The organism is Bacillus sp. Bos-x628, assembly GCF_040500475.1.
GTDB lineage: Bacteria > Bacillota > Bacilli > Bacillales > Bacillaceae > Bacillus > Bacillus maqinnsis.
On record NZ_CP159358.1, the window covers coordinates 795,706 to 811,277 of the forward strand.

Below are 15,572 nucleotides of genomic sequence, written 5' to 3' on the forward strand. Positions count from 1 at the left end.
GTGTTCACGCCCTCTCTTTTTTCATGGAGCTTATAATGGCATGTGCGATGTCATCCACATGCCTTGTTTCATTTGCAAGCCCTGCTTTAATGACTGATTTAGGCATTCCAAAAACAACACATGATTCTTCTTTTTCTGCAATGACTTTTGTATGACCGCTTGCGACCATTTTCTTAACACCTTCCGTACCGTCACTCCCCATTCCTGTCATAATGACAGCAATTTTCTCGTAACCTTTTATGTTGCTGATGGATTCAAATAAATAGTTAACAGAAGGTTTGTGCCGGCTGTCAGTGTCTTCTGGAGACAGTTTTATGACTAAGGATGTCCCCTGTTCATGAAGTGACATATTCATTCCACCAGGAGCTATGTAGGCCACCCCATTTTTAGCGATATCACCATTTTCAGCTTCTTTAATTGTAATTTGTGATAAATGGTCTAACCTCGTAGCAAGTGATGCTGTAAATCCTGCCGGCATATGTTGCACAATCAAAATAGGTGCCTCAATGTCCTTCGGGAGCTTTGTCACTACTCTTTGAAGGGCCCTTGGTCCCCCGGTAGAAGTTCCGATTGAGATAATCTTTCGGAGCGACCCGCTTCTTATCTCTTGCACGCGAGGGGCAGTCATTGGACTTGGCGGTGTGATGACTGGCTTAGGTGAGACTTTGACTTCACTGCGCTTTCTTAACAGCCCTGCTGCAAGTACCCGCTCTACAATTTGTCCTCGTACCTTGTGTAAATCAAGAGAAATACTGCCTGAAGGCTTTGTGACAAAGTCAAACGCACCGATTTCTAAGCATTGGATGGTTAAATCTTTCCCTTGCTTTGTCTGGCTTGACACCATAATGACGGCAAGGTCGTGTTCAGCCAGAATTTGTTTTAATGCTTCTGTCCCATTTAAAACAGGCATTTCAACATCTAATGTGACCACATCTGGATTTAGTTCCTTGATCCGTTTTAAGGCATCTTCCCCATTGCGCGCCGTTCCAACGACTTCTATTTCTTGCTCGGCATTCAGGAAATCACTGATAAGCTTTCGCATAAAGGCCGAATCATCTACTACAAGCACTTTAATCATGAGTCCATCTTCCTCCTTTTAAAAAAAGAGGACAACTTATCTATAAACGTATGCTGCTCTCTCCGTGCCTCTCTCACCTGCTGATGATAAAGTGTATCTGCCAGCAATGTAATGGTTTTACTTAGTCTTGAATGCGGCTGCTTGATATAAAAAGGGATCTGTTCAGCTACTGCATTTGATACAGCTGGATCATCTGGTACAGCACCTGCAAACACGAGCTTTCTGTGAAGATATGCCGATACCACTCCAGCTAGTTTCCGGTATGTTTCAGACCCTTCGGATGACGTTTTGCACCGGTTGACAATGATTTGAACAGACTGTTCAAATTGGTTGATGGCTAGATGTTTAATCGCACTGTATGCATCCATAATGGACGTCGGTTCAGGAGTAGTGACGACCACCACTTCGCCTGCTGATAATACAAAAGGCAGTTGGTCTTTTGATAATCCTGCACCCATATCAAAGAATATACAATCGAATTCACGCACCATCTGTTCCATCTCCTTAAGAAAGAATGACCACTGATCTGTATCTAACGAAAACAACTGTTCAAGTCCGCTTCCACCAGAAATGTAATAAAAGTTTTCGGTTCCTTTTGTGATGGCTGTTTTAAAGGGTCTCTTTCTTAACAGAACATCTAGTATAGAGTTTGTCGTCGTTTTCCCTAGTAAAATATCAATATTACCCATCCCAATATCAAGATCAATAACCAATACCCGTTTGCCTGCTTTGGCGATAGCCAATGCCATATTAAGCGTCAAATTCGATTTACCAACGCCGCCTTTTCCACTCATGATGGCAATGGTTTTCGCCTGTCCGCTTGAAGACAAGGGTGCTGGTGCCATCTTTTGACTTTGCTGAACGAGTCTTCTTAAACCTTCCGCTTGGTCGGGTGTCATCATTTTAGTACCATCCTTGTTAAATCAAGGGGAGAGCTTTCTAGAATATCTTCAGGCACATTTTGACCATTTGCTAAAAAGCCAAGACCAATTTGTGTATCTGCCATGATTTGAAAGATCGTCCCCATCGCGTCAGTTTCATCCACTTTCGTGAAAATGAATTGATCAATTGGAACACGTTCAAATCGTTTCACCATTGCTTTCATGTCCTGATACTTCGATGTCGCACTCATTACTAGAAAACTTTGAATGCTTTCGTCAAATGGAATAATGTCGATCAGCTCTTTGATATACGCATCTTCTTTAAAATTACGACCGGCTGTATCGACGAAAATATGATCATATCCCTCAAGGGTCTGCTGCGCTTTCAAAAAATCCTCTCTTGAATAGCAAACCTCAAGCGGTGCCTGCAGTAGCTCTGCATATGTTTTGAGTTGTTCGATCGCAGCGATTCGGTACGTATCTGTTGTCATAAAGGCTATTTTCTTTTGGTGCTGAATCGCTGTTTTAGCTGCAAGCTTAGCAATCGTTGTTGTTTTGCCTGCTCCAGTTGAACCGAACAAAACAATGTATTTCAAGCGAATTGTCGGTTCATTAGAGGTGTTAGCTGGCAGCATATCAGTTAGCAGCTTTTCAAGTTCTTTTTCAATTTCGTCTTCCTTGACAGCACCTCTTGTTAAAAGTCCTTTCAGACATTGATCCCGAATCCCATCGTCAAGACCTTGATCTTTTAGCTTTTGATCAATTGCTATGAAAGAATCAGGCAGGAGGCCAACATGTCGTTCATTTCGCGTATAGTCAATTGGCTGAGTAGCTGGGAAAGCAGTCTTGATTTCATTAGCTACGTGAGTCTTTTGCTTCGCCTGTTCTGTGATCAGTTCTTTCTTCGGCAAAGCCGGAGCTAAAGGCATTTGCTTCAACCCTTGGTTTGCTCTTTCTTCAAAATCTTGATCAAGCACCGCAATCACTTCTACCATTTGCTGTTTTTTTAATCCAAATAGCTTGCGTTTGACAACTGTTTTCGAGTTTAAAATAACGGCATCTTTTCCTAGCTGTTGCCGGATTAAGTTGGTTGCCTCTTGCATAGAATTCGCTGTAATTTTTTTCATTTTCATGTGATATCCACCACTCCGATGCTCTGTACTTCCACATTTGCTTCTAGTTCGTTATATGATAGTACCGGTAAATCAGGGAAAAATCTTTCTAACAATTGCTTGACGTACATTCTAATAGGAGGTGAGCATAAAAGAACCGGCGTTTCTTGGCGAAGCGAAAACTGTTCAATTTCTCTAGCCACCGATTGAATCACACTTTCAGAGGATTCTGGGTCTAATGATAAGTAGTTTCCATGCTCTGTTTGCTGAACGCTGTCTGCAATGACCTTTTCCACTCGTCCTGAGCAAGTAACGACTTTCAATGACTCATTCTCCTTTGCGTATTGTGCAGTAATCTGCCTTGCCAGTGCCTGTCTGACATACTCTGTTAATAAATCTGTGTCAGTAGTTAATTTCCCATAGTCTGCGAGAGTCTCAAAAATGGTGACAAGGTTTCGAATAGATACCTTCTCTTTAAGCAGCTTCGCAAGCACTTTTTGGATGTCGCCGACTGCAAGCGGGTTTGGTGTCACTTCATCTACCAGCACAGGATAACTTTCTTTTAAATGATCAATTAATTGCTTTGTTTCTTGGCGGCCTAACAGTTCGTGTGTATTCTGCCTGATCTTCTCTGTGATGTGAGTAGACACAACAGATGCAGGATCAACCACTGTATAGCCAAGCATTTCGGCTTGATCTTTTTCTGATTCTGATATCCATTTTGCCGGTAAACCAAATGATGGTTCGATTGTTTCGATTCCTTCAATTGGGTCATCATCAGGAGTTGGTGACATCGCTAAATAATGATCGAGCAACAACTCACCCTTTGCCACTTCATTTCCTTTAATTTTTAACCGGTATTCATTTGGGTTAAGAGCAATGTTGTCTCTAATTCGCACAACCGGAATGACAAGACCTAATTCGAGAGCAAGCTGCCTTCGGATCATCACGATTCGATCTAAAAGATCACCGCCCTGATTCGCATCAGCAAGCGGGATCAGTCCGTAACCAAATTCAAATTCAATGGCATCCATTTGTAGGAGATGAATGACACTCTCTGGACTTTTCATCTCTTCTACCTCTGCTTGTTCCTCAAGTACTTCTTCGATCTCTTCTTGATCTTGTTTGTTTTTCGACATCATGTATGCCCCGAGTGCGAGTAAACCTGCAATCGGTCCTGTCAAAAGTATGCCAATAGGAGTAAACAAACCAAGAAGGAAGATCGTGCCTGCTGTGACGTAAAGCATAGCCGGGAAAGCAAAGAGCTGTTTAGTGATATCTGAACCAAGGTTTCCGTTAGAGGCAGCTCTTGTGACAACAATCCCTGTCGCTGTTGAAATGAGGAGTGCAGGAATTTGTGAAACGATTCCATCCCCTACCGTTAAAAGCGTGAAGTGGGAAGCGGATTCTTGAATCGACATTCCTTGCTGAAGCATGCCAATAATGATTCCAAAAATAATATTGATAATGACGATGATAATACCAGCGATGGCATCCCCTTTGACGAACTTACTTGCACCATCCATTGCACCATAAAAATCTGCCTCTCTCGCTACTTTTTCACGACGAGTTCTTGCTTCGCTCTCTGTCAGCATCCCTGCATTTAAATCTGCATCAATACTCATTTGTTTACCTGGCATCGCATCAAGCGTAAACCTTGCAGCAACTTCTGATACACGCTCGGCTCCTTTTGTAATGACAATAAACTGAATGATGATCAGTATAAAGAACACGACGAGACCAACGAGTATATTTCCCCCAACAACAAATGAACCAAACGTTTCTACAACCTTTCCAGCATCTCCTGTTGACAAGATAGAACGTGTTGTTGAGATGTTAAGCCCTAAACGAAATAGTGTTAAGAGTAAAAGCAATGATGGAAAAATCGAAAATTGCAGCGGTTCTTGCATGTTCATTGTGGTGAGAAGCACGATAAGCGCAAGAGAAATATTAATAATGATTAAAATACTTAATAGAATGGGCGGAAACGGTATGACCAGCATCGCCACGATTAAAATAACACTGAATAAAACAGATAAATCTCTTGCTGCCATGCCTGTTCTCTCCTTTTAAAACCAAAAATTCATAAAATCTTTTGTTTCGTTTTATATACGTAAGCTAAAATTTCTGCGATCGCCTTAAAGTATTCTTCCGGCACCGCTTGGTCGATATCGACTTGATCGTATAGCGCACGGGCAAGCGGCCGATTCTCTATGGTCATGACATTGTGCTCTTTTGCAATGGTTCTAATTTTTAAAGCCAAAATATCTGTTCCTTTTGCCACAACAAAAGGCGCGTCCATTTTTTCTTCGTCATATTTAAGGGCAATTGCATAGTGGGTCGGGTTTGTAATGATGACGTCCGCTTTTGGGACTTCCTGCATCATCCGCCTCATGGCCATTTCCCGCTGGCGCTGTTTCATTTTTGATTTAATGAGCGGGTCACCCTCTGATTTTTTATATTCATCTTTGATGTCTTGTTTTGACATCCGTAAGTTTTTTTCGTAATCAAATTTCTGATACATGTAATCAAGCCCTGCTAGGATGAGAAGTGCACCCGCTGCATATAAGCCCATCGTTAAGGTCATATTGGCGACAAAATGAAGAGTTTCCTCAGCAGTTAATAGAGGTAGCCGCATTATTTCGTCAAAGTGCATCCAAAGCGCTAAAAATGTCACAAAGCCAACAAAGCCAATTTTTAAAATGGATTTTAATAGCTCTACGAGTGCTCGAATACTGTATATTCGTTTAAATCCTTTAATGGGATCAAGCTTTTCTAATTTCGGTTGAATGACTTCTGTCGAAAAGAGAAACCCTACTTGCAAATAGTTACTGATTACACCTGCCAGCAAACCAACACCAAGAATCGGCATGAGAAGGAGGCCTGTTTCTTGAAGCAATTCTATGAATAATTGTTGAATATTAGTTATGCTAACCTTCATTAGCATCGTTGTTGAATAAAAACGTTCAATGAGCGCAATGATACGCTCTTTCATAAAAGGCCCAATAAAAAAGAATGATAAAAAGGTGAATAGAAGTGAAATGGCTGTGTTGACATCGGCACTTTTGGCAACTTGCCCTTTTTTGCGTGAATCTCGTCTTTTTTTAGGCGTTGCTTTTTCCGTTTTCTCACCTGCGAAAAATTGCAAGTCCAGTCTGAGCCTTGTCATCATGACGAACCACCGACCAATGCTAAGAAATTCCTCATAGTGAGCACAATGGTGTCAAATGTATTTTGCACAACACCGAATATAACGCCCATACAGATGATGATCATCATAAAACTCACACCCATCTTAATAGGAAGCCCGACAACAAATACATTCATTTGTGGAACTGTACGAGCCACAATCCCTAAAGCAAGATCGACTAAAAATAAACTTGCCACAACAGGTGCTGAAATTTGAAAGGCAATGATAAACATTTGATTAAAGCTCTTTGCGATAAAATAAGCAAAGGATTCACTCCCGAAATTCAGTGCGTACTGATCAAGCGCAATATATTGAAAACTGTAATAAATGCCATCAAGTAAAAGATGATGTGCATTTGTCGCTAGCATGAGTAAAAGCGTCACCGTATAAAAAAACTGTCCCATAAGCGGTGTTTGCGCACCCGTTTGCGGATCAATAATATTTGCAATCGCAAAGCCCATCTGAAAATCAATGAATGAACCTGCAATTTGAACTGCCGAAACCATGAGATACGCAATCAGTCCAAGAAGAAGTCCCACCATTGCTTCTTTTACAGCTAGCATCATATATAAGCCATCTATATCGAGTGCAGGCGGTTCTTTAATCGTGCTAAAACTAATGACTGCCAAAAAGATCGAGAACCCGACCCGGTGAACCACTGGTATCGTTCTATGCGCTAAAAGCGGTACTGTCACAAAAAAAGCGGTAATCCGAATAAAAACAAGGAGAAAAGCAGGGAATAATTCTATGATTGACATCATCTATTAACCTGCAAATCGATCTAAATTCGAGAACAGCTCTGTCGTAAAAGAAACAATTGTTGAAAGCATCCAAGGACCAAACACAACAAGTCCAATGAGAACTGCAACAATCTTAGGAATGAACGCAAGCGTCTGTTCTTGAATTTGGGTTGTTGCCTGAAACACACTGACAATCAGTCCCACAATTAATGCGAGCGCAAGAAGCGGCCCACTGACAAGCAATACAACATACACTGATCTTTCAGCCATTGTAATGACAAATTCTGAACTCATGTTTTAAGCACCTACTCTAAAAACTTTGTAACAAAGATTTAACAATTAAATACCATCCATCTACTAAAACAAATAACAATATTTTGAAAGGGAGCGATATCATAACCGGCGGAAGCATCATCATTCCCATTGACATCAGGACACTTGCGACCACCATGTCAATAATTAAAAATGGAATAAAGATCATAAAACCAATTTGAAAGGCCGTCTTCAATTCTGAAATAGCAAAAGCTGGGACCATCGCCGTTAATGGAATCTCTTTAATGGATTTAGGTGTATCCATTTTTGCGTAATGAAGAAATAAAGCCAAATCTTTCTGTCTCGTATGTTTACTCATGAACTCTTTTATGGGCACTTCAGCTTTTTCATACGCCTGATTTAAGGTAATATCATCATTTAAAAGCGGTGTTAAAGCTTCCTTATTAATCTGCGAGAACGTTGGAGCCATAATAAAAAATGTAAGAAACAAAGCAAGCCCGACGAGTACTTGGTTCGGCGGCATTGAGTTGGTCGCAAGCGATGTTCTGACGAACGAAAGAACTATCACGATCCGGGTAAAGCACGTCATTAAAATGAGAATGCCTGGTGCAACTGAAAATACGGTCAAAAGTAAAAGAAGACGAACAGAAGTGCTAATATTCCCTGCACTGCTGGAATTAAATAAATCGATAAACTCATTCATTTTTGTTTCGGGCCTTTCTTTCTGACTTCTGATTGGTTCTTTTTCAATTCGGCTAGCTGCGCCTTTAAATTGGCTGAAAAGGAAGAAGTGATTGGCTTTTCATTTCCCTTCACCTGTGAAGTGAATTTTGAAACAATTTTGGGCAAATCGGTCTTGCTTTCCATTGCTTCTTCGTATTGTTTCACAATCTCTTCACATTCTTGTTCATCATCAATTTCTTTTAGCAGCTGGATTGAGTCTGCTACGCCGACAACTAATACTCTTTTGCCTACTTTAATGAGCTGAACTGAACGATTTTGGCCAACCGTGGTTCCGCCAATATTTTCGACATAGCGAAATGGTTTGAGAAAGCGGTTTTGCTTGCCAACAAATCTCACCAATCCATAAATAAGCAGGATGACAAAAAGTAAGGCACCAATCATTTTGACAAAATCCATAATGGAGACAGAAGAAGAGGGAACTTCTTCTGCCGGATTCGTTTGATTGTCAGTGTTTTTCTTTTCTGTATCCTTTTTGCTCTCTTTCTCTTCTTTGAGCCAGTCATTCACTGTGCCGTTTTCAGGATCTTTCGTTTCAGCGAACAGTGAGGCAGGCTGCACCGTCAAGAAAAGCATAAAACTGATCATTGCTATACATATCAAACGTTTTTTCAACAAGTCTTACCCCTTTTTAGCCTAACGTTTTATTAATTGCTTCAAGTACACGGTCTGCTTGGAACGGCTTCACGATAAAGTCTTTTGCACCAGCTTGAATAGCATCAATAACCATTGACTGCTGCCCCATAGCAGAGCACATGATGATCTTTGCAGAAGGATCGATTTGTTTAATTTCTTTCAATGCTGTAATACCATCCATTTCAGGCATTGTGATATCCATTGTCACAAGATCTGGGGACATTTCTTTATATTTTTCAACAGCTTGCGCGCCGTTTTCTGCTTCTCCTACTACATCAAATCCGTTTTTCACAAGAATATCCTTAATCATCATTCTCATGAAAGCTGCATCATCTACGATTAATACCTTAATAGCCATTTACAAATTCTCTCCCTATATGTTTGTTTATTTTAAATTAGAAATTCTTTCTGACTGACTTAAAATATCTGTTACACGAACACCGAAGTTCTCATCAATGACAACAACTTCACCTTTGGCCACAATTCGTTTATTAATCAAAATGTCTACTGGCTCACCCGCAAGTTTGTCTAGCTCAATGATACTTCCAGCGGAAAGCTCCAGCACTTCTTTCACACTGCGCTGCGTTCTTCCAAGCTCGACAGTGATTGAAAGTGGAATATCCATCAGCATATCGAGATTTCCTAGCTGGTTCGTTGTGTGCTGAGGCTCACTGAACTCTTCAAATTCTACTGGGGCGACATTTACTGGTTCGGCCGGCTTTGGTTTCGCCTGTCTTTTTGGCGGTGCTGCTTGTTGCACTGGAGCAGACTGAGTTTGCGGCGCTGCCTGCTTTAGTTTAGGTGCGCTTTGCGGTGTCGCTTGCATCACTTCTTCTTGCGCCGGGCCTGTTAATTCTGCAATTAAATCCTTTGCAAACGTAATAGGGTACAGTTGCATAATATTAGAATCTATGAGTTCACCTATCGTTAATCTGAAGGACACTTTGACAAGCAATTCTTCAGCAGGAATCCGGTCTGTGCCTTCTCCTTCTTTCACATCCAGTAATTCAACTCGCGGCGGCGAAATATCAATTTTCTTATTAAAGACAGTAGACATGGATGTCGCAGCAGAACCCATCATTTGGTTCATTGCTTCTTGTACCGCACTTAAGTGAATTTCACTCAAAGAAGGATCGGCGTTCGTTCCATCTCCGCCCATCATTAAGTCGGCAATGACTGCGGCATCTGTTTGTTTAATGACAAGCAGGTTACTAGCACTAAAACCTTCTGTATAGTTCACTTCAATTGCTACATATGGATGAGGAAACTCCTCGTTCAACTTGCTTTTCTGAATCACTGTGACCGTTGGAGTTGTAATCTCCACTTTTTGGCTTAGTAGTGTTGAAAGTGCTGTTGCAGAGCTACCAAAAGAGATATTTCCGATTTCTCCAATGGCATCTTGTTCCATTGCAGAAAGGACTGTATCAGGCTCTATTTCTTCTTTGTTGCCTCCCTTTAGGAGCGCATCGATTTCATCTTGAGTTAATTTACTTCCGTTATTCTCCATCTTCTTCACCTCTTATGTCGTGATCTAGAATTTGAATCGCCTGTTTCCGATTCACGCGGCCGGCCTGTCCCAAGAATTTCGGTTTATTTCCGACCATAACAGTAAGAGGCGCATTTACTGGTTTGTCCAAGGTAATACAATCACCAATTTCCAAATTCAAAAACTCTTCCACCGTCATTTCCGATCGCCCAAGTTCAGCGACTACTGGAATTTTTGCCGTCATAATCCGTTGTTCAATGGCCTTTGTTTCTTCTTGTTTCGGTTCATTTCGGTCAGACTGCATCCAGTAATGAAACGACAGCTTCGGAATGATAGGCTCTAATACGACGTGAGGAATACATAAGTTGATAACCCCACTTACCTCACCAATTTGCGTATTCAGGGAAATGACGACAACTGTTTCATTCGGCGAAACCATTTGAACAAACTGGGGATTCACCTCGAAATCAGCCATTTCTGGCTCGATGTCGGTTATGGACTGCCACGCTTCTCTGTAATTTTCCAAAGCCCCCTCAAACATGTTTGAGATAATCTTTGTTTCGATTTCTGTAAGTGAATCTGTTTTATTATGACTAATGCCAATCCCGCCCATTAGCCTGTCCATCATGGCATAGCCAATTGTTGGGTTCACTTCAAGCATGATTTTTCCTTCAAGCGGGCTTACGTAAAATAAGTTTAATAAGGTCATATTAGGAATCGAACGAATAAATTCTTCGTAAGGTACTTGGTCAACAGAACTCACAGAAATTTGAATATATGATCTTAGCTGTGCTGAAAAGTGAGTGGTGAGCAGCCTAGCGAAGTTATCGTGAATCCTCGTTAAACTACGAATTTGATCTTTTGAAAAACGCAGTGCACGCTTAAAGTCATACACCTTCACTTTTTTCATTGTTTCTTCTTTTTTCAGCTCTTCTGCATCCATTTCCCCTGTAGATATGGCGGACAATAATGCATCGATCTCATTCTGGGAAAGCACTTCTCCTGACATTTCTTCACCTCCATTGTGTCAATTAATCGCCTCTATTGCAGATTAAAGGAGGTTATATAAACTTCTTTCACCTTGCCATCTTGCAAATAGTTGTTCACTCTATTTTTGACTTGTGTTTTAAAATGTTCTCTTCCTTTTTTGCCATCAATTTCATCAGCACTCGTGTCTGATAAAATGTCGATAACTGCATCTTTTACTTGAAAGTTTCGTTTTTCAAGCTCTTCTTTTGCTTTTTCGGAGTCTGTTTCAATATTTAATACAATTTTGACAGCATTTCCTTCAGACTTTAAGTTTGTAATGATTTCAGGAATTTCAACAGAAGCTTTTACGACTTCATCTGCTGTAGGCTCTTTTTTTGCTTTGGCTTCGCCTGACCCGTTAAGCAGGAAAAAGATACCTGCTCCAATTCCGACAATGGCAATAATCATGATGAGCATTACTACGACTAATTTCTTCTTCATTCAAACTCCTCTATTCCTTGATTCAATGAAATGACTTGGATTTTTCTGTAGAAAGAGATGATTTTCTCTTTGAGCTCTGTCTCGTCTTCTTTCACGACAAATTTCTTTCCATTGGATAATGTAATTGTCGTATCTGGGAAGCTTTCGATTTGCTCAATATGGAGAGCGTTGATCATAAATCCTTTGCCATTTAATCTTGTCACTTCTATCATGTTAAGCAGAGAAGCGATAAAACGCTCCCCCTACCTCCTATCGTTTTAGATTCACAAGCTCCTGCAGAATTTCATCAGATGTGGTAATCGTCTTTGCATTTGATTGGAATCCACGCTGGGCGATAATCATTTCTGTAAATTCGTCTGTTAAGTCAACATTTGACATTTCAAGTCTTCCTGTTTGAAGTTCACCTGTCCCTTGTTCACCCGGCACAATCGCATTACTTGGTGCACCTGAACTTAACGTTTGGCGGTATAGGTTGTCACCGACTTTGTCTAATCCTGCTGCGTTACTGAACGATACAAGTGACACTTGGCCAACTTTTCTTGAAACATTGTTTTGCACAACCGAAATCGTTCCATCTGGACCAACACTGACACTTGAAGCACCGCTAGGAATGGTAATTTTTTGTCCATTCATGCCAAGTAGATAGTTTCCATCAGGTGTAACTAAATTACCTTCTGAATCAGGTTTGAAGTTTCCCGTTCTTGTGTAAAGAACTTCTCCTTGTTTTTCAATACGGAAGAATCCGTCTCCGTTGATATAGAAGTCATATGGATCATCTGTGTTTTGTGCGGAACCTGGTTTCATGATCTTATCAATGGATGAAAGAGATGATCCAAGACCGATCTGCTTTGAGTTAATAGACCCTGAGTTATTTGTAGATCCACCAGAGCTAGCAACAGTTTGACTCACCATATCTTTAAATGTGATACGGCTTTTTTTATATCCGTGAGTATTGACGTTGGCCACGTTATTGGACACAATATCTAATTTCGTTTGGAAGTTTTTCATTCCACTAATTCCTGAGTAAAGTGAGCGTAACATTTGTTTTCCTCCTCGATTTAACCTTACGATTTTTCTCCAACAGTTGTAACATCCCAAGGACTGACTTTTGTTCCATCATTAAGAACCAGGAAGTATTCGTTGTTTATGTTTTTAACAGATTTCACAGTGCCTGAAATTTCTTTGTCATCTTTTTTGCCGATTACTTCTTTTCCAATCCAGCCTACATACGTTGTAAATGGATCTTGATGTGCAACAAATGTGGACATGACTTTATTGAGCTGACCAATTGATTCGTTCATATTCATTTGCTGTTCTAACGAAGAAAATGTAGCGAGCTGAGTGACAAACTCACGGTCATCCAACGGATTGGTTGGATCTTGGTTTTGAAGCTGTGTAAGCAATATTTTTAAAAACTGGTCTCGGCCAAGCGTGTCTGTTTTCTTCGCTGCACTTGAAGAAGTGTCCGTTGTTGCGGCTGTTCTAAGTGTAGAATCAACAGTTACCATTATATCTCCTCCTCTTCTTTGTCTGATAGAACAAGCGCATCTAAAACGTCTTGGAATTCTGCATCCTGTTCATCAGACTTCTTCGGATCTTGTTCTTTTGGCTGCTGGTGCTTGTTTTCTTCACTAAACTGTCCGAATAACGGCTGTTCATTTGATTGCAGCGGTACATGGAATCGGTCAACTTGAACCGACATATTCGGAAGTGCCTGCTTTAGCTGCGGCAGATGATGTTCTAACAGCTCTTTCGCTGCTTGTGTTGAGGCTGTGATTTTACTCGCATATACACCATTTTGTTTCGTTAGTTGAATGGTGATAAACCCAAGATTTTCTGGGTTTAACCGAACCGTAAAGCGTCCACTTGAGTTTCCGAATGGAGTAAACTTCATTTGTTTCCATGTGTTTAAAATTTGCTGATCAACCGTACTAGGTTTTTCATCAGTTAGTTGCGTCTGCTGAACTGAAGAAGCAGATTGCAATTGGAAAAACTGCTTGTGTCCTGATAAAAGCGTTTGGATAGGTATCTTTTCAGAAGAAGCAGGTGAAGCGGCATTTTGTCCTTTTACCCCTTCTTTTTTGATGAACCATTCGAGTGATGCAGCACTTTTTGATGGAGACGTGAGGGGAACTTCATTTCGTGGAGAGAGCATTTCTTTTAACTCCCCTAGAGAAATTTTCCACTCTTTGTCAGATCCTTTTGCACTTGCCATCATATGGTCAATTAATTGGTTGAACTGTTTCAGCTCACTTTGCGACATATCGCTTAGCTTTGAGGATGAGCCTTGCGAGAAAAACTGCTCTTTTACCTGCTGAATAATCTTCTCATCTGCACCGTTTTTTGAAAGAAAATGGATGAAATCCTGACCTTTATCTTGAATGTCCTGCACAAGCTTTGCATCAAACTTGAGCGGCTGCTGGTTGATCAATTGATATAAGAAAAAGTGGACTTGTATGAGCTGTTCTCCGTGTGCAGCTACTGGTTTGTTATCTTGATCACCATATATGGATGATTCCATCTTTTGAAATAAAGCGTCTAATGACTGAAGATCAGATTGACCAAGCTTTTGACCTTGCAAAGCTTGTAATGCTTGGAGTAGATCGCCATCAATGCCATCTTCAGGTGATTGCATCCATTTTTCAATGATTTGCATCGCATCATCAATTGAAAGAAGGGTTCCCGCTGGCTGTGAATCGACTTGGCTGCTTGGAGCACCTGCGCCCCCAAGCAACTGCTTAAACAACCCGCTTACTGATTTCACATCGCCTCCTTTAAGTCCGGAAAGGCTCTGAGAAGATTGCTGTAATGCCCCTATATCCAGTAGTTTCACTTATTGTCCACCCCCATTTTCACTTTCTTCCTTTTTGGCTAGCTCCTTTGTAAACGTCGCTGCCTTCTGAGGTGTCAATTTCGCTAAAATTTCTGTCAGCTTATTTTTACTTAACTCTTCAAGAATCTTCAAAGCCTCTTTATCATTTAGTTCTGATAGAATCTTTGCGGATTTCCCTGCATCCATGCTTTCGTAAATGCTGGCAATCTTCCCTTTTGTCTTTTGATTAGATGATGCCGTATCAGAGGTCGTGCTTGTTGAGTTATTATCTGATGAACTGTTGTTTGCTGACGTTTCGTCTGTTGAGTTTTCAGATGTTTTTTCAAGTGAGTTGATTTTCTGATTAAGTCTTTTAATCTCTTCATCACTTGTTTTCAAGTCTTTTTGTGCAATTTCGAGTTCATTCTTTTGCTCTTTAATGGTCTTCTTCAATGCTTTCAACTCTGCTTCACTCTGATCATTATTTGAAGATGACGATTTTGAGCTGTCATCTGAATCAACCAAGCTGTTAATGACTGGAATGTTTTGGAGCGGTTTCTTTAGATCAAAACCAGCAATATAAAGGATAGTGCCAGTCACAATAACGAGCACGATCAGTGGGATGATGACAATAAACAAGATCCATTGAAATTTACCGCTGCCTGATTCCTTCACTTTTTCCTTCTTAGGCATTCATCTCGACTCCTAGTGTCCTTGAAACATGAATTGGCTAATAGAGATATCATCCATTTCTTTCATTTCTTTTGCCTTATGTTCAAGGGAAAACTTTTCGAATTGCTTTTCTTTCATTATTTCAAACTTTTTAAACTCAATGTTTTTTTCCGTTAAATCAGATTGTTTTTCATTCATTTGATGACGTTTCATGATCACTAGTTGCTGATAATGATGAATCGTGTTATCTAAGTTGGTCACAAATTGCTGATAGTGACGCATTTCTTGAACACTCATTCCGCTTCTCAGCTTTTCTTCCTTGCTTTTTTCCATAAGCTCCTTTTTACTCATATTTTCATAGAGTTTTTCAGCGACTTGCTCAAATGCCGAAACGGATTGTTGATACGCTGCGAGTGACTTGTCTTTTTCACTTTCTTTCAGTTCTAAGAGCTTTTGAAATTTAAATTGATATTTCACTGTT

Annotated in this window: 19 protein-coding genes; all 19 read right to left on the bottom strand. The window is 40.5% G+C overall.

The genetic code is table 11. The features are described from left to right. Positions 1 to 4 precede the first annotated feature (4 nt). From ABVJ71_RS04155 to fliJ, 19 genes are read right to left on the bottom strand one after another with little or no spacing between them, the layout of a single operon-like run. On the bottom strand, positions 5 to 1,078 hold the full coding sequence (locus ABVJ71_RS04155; protein ID WP_353855740.1) for a chemotaxis response regulator protein-glutamate methylesterase: 1,074 nt from the start codon (positions 1,076 to 1,078) through the stop codon (positions 5 to 7). After that, positions 1,075 to 1,980, bottom strand: a complete 906-nt coding sequence (locus ABVJ71_RS04160; RefSeq protein ID WP_353855741.1) for a MinD/ParA family protein — start codon at positions 1,978 to 1,980, stop codon at positions 1,075 to 1,077. The genes ABVJ71_RS04155 and ABVJ71_RS04160 overlap by 4 nt, the downstream gene beginning before the upstream one ends. Then, the gene (gene flhF / locus ABVJ71_RS04165) at positions 1,977 to 3,092 is read right to left on the bottom strand and encodes a flagellar biosynthesis protein FlhF (RefSeq protein ID WP_353855742.1); all 1,116 of its coding nucleotides are present in this window, start codon (positions 3,090 to 3,092) and stop codon (positions 1,977 to 1,979) included. Before flhF ends, ABVJ71_RS04160 begins: the two co-directional genes overlap by 4 nt. Continuing rightward, a complete protein-coding gene (flhA, locus tag ABVJ71_RS04170) occupies positions 3,089 to 5,125 on the bottom strand; it encodes a flagellar biosynthesis protein FlhA (RefSeq protein ID WP_353855743.1) in 2,037 nt (678 codons plus the stop codon). Before flhA ends, flhF begins: the two co-directional genes overlap by 4 nt. 29 nt (positions 5,126 to 5,154) lie before the next feature. Next, entirely contained in the window at positions 5,155 to 6,243 is a 1,089-nt protein-coding gene (flhB, locus tag ABVJ71_RS04175; protein ID WP_353855744.1) for a flagellar biosynthesis protein FlhB, read from the bottom strand. Then, entirely contained in the window at positions 6,240 to 7,022 is a 783-nt protein-coding gene (gene fliR, locus ABVJ71_RS04180) for a flagellar biosynthetic protein FliR (protein ID WP_353855745.1), read from the bottom strand. Before fliR ends, flhB begins: the two co-directional genes overlap by 4 nt. A 3-nt stretch (positions 7,023 to 7,025) precedes the next feature. Beyond that, positions 7,026 to 7,295 (bottom strand): flagellar biosynthesis protein FliQ, encoded by a 270-nt coding sequence (gene fliQ / locus ABVJ71_RS04185; protein ID WP_003211206.1) that lies wholly within the window; start codon positions 7,293 to 7,295, stop codon positions 7,026 to 7,028. Positions 7,296 to 7,311: 16 nt separating this feature from the next. After that, positions 7,312 to 7,977 (bottom strand): flagellar type III secretion system pore protein FliP, encoded by a 666-nt coding sequence (fliP, locus tag ABVJ71_RS04190; RefSeq protein ID WP_353855746.1) that lies wholly within the window; start codon positions 7,975 to 7,977, stop codon positions 7,312 to 7,314. Further along, a complete protein-coding gene (fliZ, locus tag ABVJ71_RS04195; protein WP_353856553.1) occupies positions 7,974 to 8,591 on the bottom strand; it encodes a flagella biosynthesis regulatory protein FliZ in 618 nt (205 codons plus the stop codon). Before fliZ ends, fliP begins: the two co-directional genes overlap by 4 nt. A gap of 55 nt (positions 8,592 to 8,646) precedes the next feature. Further along, positions 8,647 to 9,009, bottom strand: coding sequence for a response regulator (locus tag ABVJ71_RS04200; protein WP_353855747.1), 363 nt, complete (start codon positions 9,007 to 9,009; stop codon positions 8,647 to 8,649). Between the two features lie 27 nt (positions 9,010 to 9,036). Then, positions 9,037 to 10,158 carry a flagellar motor switch phosphatase FliY gene (gene fliY / locus ABVJ71_RS04205; protein ID WP_353855748.1) on the bottom strand — a complete coding sequence of 374 codons (1,122 nt, stop codon included), beginning with the start codon at positions 10,156 to 10,158 and terminating at the stop codon, positions 9,037 to 9,039. Beyond that, the gene (gene fliM / locus ABVJ71_RS04210; RefSeq protein WP_353855749.1) at positions 10,148 to 11,146 is read right to left on the bottom strand and encodes a flagellar motor switch protein FliM; all 999 of its coding nucleotides are present in this window, start codon (positions 11,144 to 11,146) and stop codon (positions 10,148 to 10,150) included. The genes fliY and fliM overlap by 11 nt, the downstream gene beginning before the upstream one ends. A 32-nt stretch (positions 11,147 to 11,178) precedes the next feature. Beyond that, entirely contained in the window at positions 11,179 to 11,607 is a 429-nt protein-coding gene (gene fliL, locus ABVJ71_RS04215; RefSeq protein WP_353855750.1) for a flagellar basal body-associated protein FliL, read from the bottom strand. After that, on the bottom strand, positions 11,604 to 11,819 hold the full coding sequence (locus ABVJ71_RS04220) for a flagellar FlbD family protein (protein ID WP_353855751.1): 216 nt from the start codon (positions 11,817 to 11,819) through the stop codon (positions 11,604 to 11,606). The genes fliL and ABVJ71_RS04220 overlap by 4 nt, the downstream gene beginning before the upstream one ends. A 37-nt stretch (positions 11,820 to 11,856) precedes the next feature. Then, the gene (gene flgG, locus ABVJ71_RS04225; protein ID WP_353855752.1) at positions 11,857 to 12,648 is read right to left on the bottom strand and encodes a flagellar basal body rod protein FlgG; all 792 of its coding nucleotides are present in this window, start codon (positions 12,646 to 12,648) and stop codon (positions 11,857 to 11,859) included. Between the two features lie 23 nt (positions 12,649 to 12,671). After that, positions 12,672 to 13,115 carry a flagellar hook assembly protein FlgD gene (gene flgD / locus ABVJ71_RS04230; protein WP_353855753.1) on the bottom strand — a complete coding sequence of 148 codons (444 nt, stop codon included), beginning with the start codon at positions 13,113 to 13,115 and terminating at the stop codon, positions 12,672 to 12,674. Next, a complete protein-coding gene (locus ABVJ71_RS04235; protein ID WP_353855754.1) occupies positions 13,115 to 14,440 on the bottom strand; it encodes a flagellar hook-length control protein FliK in 1,326 nt (441 codons plus the stop codon). Before ABVJ71_RS04235 ends, flgD begins: the two co-directional genes overlap by 1 nt. Then, entirely contained in the window at positions 14,441 to 15,112 is a 672-nt protein-coding gene (locus ABVJ71_RS04240; protein ID WP_353855755.1) for a hypothetical protein, read from the bottom strand. A 12-nt stretch (positions 15,113 to 15,124) separates the two neighbouring features. Continuing rightward, on the bottom strand, positions 15,125 to 15,568 hold the full coding sequence (gene fliJ / locus ABVJ71_RS04245) for a flagellar export protein FliJ (protein WP_353856554.1): 444 nt from the start codon (positions 15,566 to 15,568) through the stop codon (positions 15,125 to 15,127). Between the last annotated feature and the right edge of the window lie 4 nt (positions 15,569 to 15,572).

Coding starts and splice junctions, on each gene's coding strand:
- fliR (WP_353855745.1), bottom strand. CDS start 7,022: ATGATGTCAATCATAGAATTATTCCCTGCTTTTCTCCTTGTTTTTATT.
- fliZ (WP_353856553.1), bottom strand. CDS start 8,591: ATGCTTTTCTTGACGGTGCAGCCTGCCTCACTGTTCGCTGAAACGAAA.
- fliQ (WP_003211206.1), bottom strand. CDS start 7,295: ATGAGTTCAGAATTTGTCATTACAATGGCTGAAAGATCAGTGTATGTT.
- ABVJ71_RS04155 (WP_353855740.1), bottom strand. CDS start 1,078: ATGATTAAAGTGCTTGTAGTAGATGATTCGGCCTTTATGCGAAAGCTT.
- ABVJ71_RS04220 (WP_353855751.1), bottom strand. CDS start 11,819: ATGATAGAAGTGACAAGATTAAATGGCAAAGGATTTATGATCAACGCT.
- fliM (WP_353855749.1), bottom strand. CDS start 11,146: ATGTCAGGAGAAGTGCTTTCCCAGAATGAGATCGATGCATTATTGTCC.
- ABVJ71_RS04240 (WP_353855755.1), bottom strand. CDS start 15,112: ATGCCTAAGAAGGAAAAAGTGAAGGAATCAGGCAGCGGTAAATTTCAA.
- flhA (WP_353855743.1), bottom strand. CDS start 5,125: ATGGCAGCAAGAGATTTATCTGTTTTATTCAGTGTTATTTTAATCGTG.
- flhB (WP_353855744.1), bottom strand. CDS start 6,243: ATGATGACAAGGCTCAGACTGGACTTGCAATTTTTCGCAGGTGAGAAA.
- ABVJ71_RS04160 (WP_353855741.1), bottom strand. CDS start 1,980: ATGATGACACCCGACCAAGCGGAAGGTTTAAGAAGACTCGTTCAGCAA.
- fliP (WP_353855746.1), bottom strand. CDS start 7,977: ATGAATGAGTTTATCGATTTATTTAATTCCAGCAGTGCAGGGAATATT.
- fliL (WP_353855750.1), bottom strand. CDS start 11,607: ATGAAGAAGAAATTAGTCGTAGTAATGCTCATCATGATTATTGCCATT.
- flgG (WP_353855752.1), bottom strand. CDS start 12,648: ATGTTACGCTCACTTTACTCAGGAATTAGTGGAATGAAAAACTTCCAA.
- fliY (WP_353855748.1), bottom strand. CDS start 10,158: ATGGAGAATAACGGAAGTAAATTAACTCAAGATGAAATCGATGCGCTC.
- flgD (WP_353855753.1), bottom strand. CDS start 13,115: ATGGTAACTGTTGATTCTACACTTAGAACAGCCGCAACAACGGACACT.
- flhF (WP_353855742.1), bottom strand. CDS start 3,092: ATGAAAATGAAAAAAATTACAGCGAATTCTATGCAAGAGGCAACCAAC.
- ABVJ71_RS04200 (WP_353855747.1), bottom strand. CDS start 9,009: ATGGCTATTAAGGTATTAATCGTAGATGATGCAGCTTTCATGAGAATG.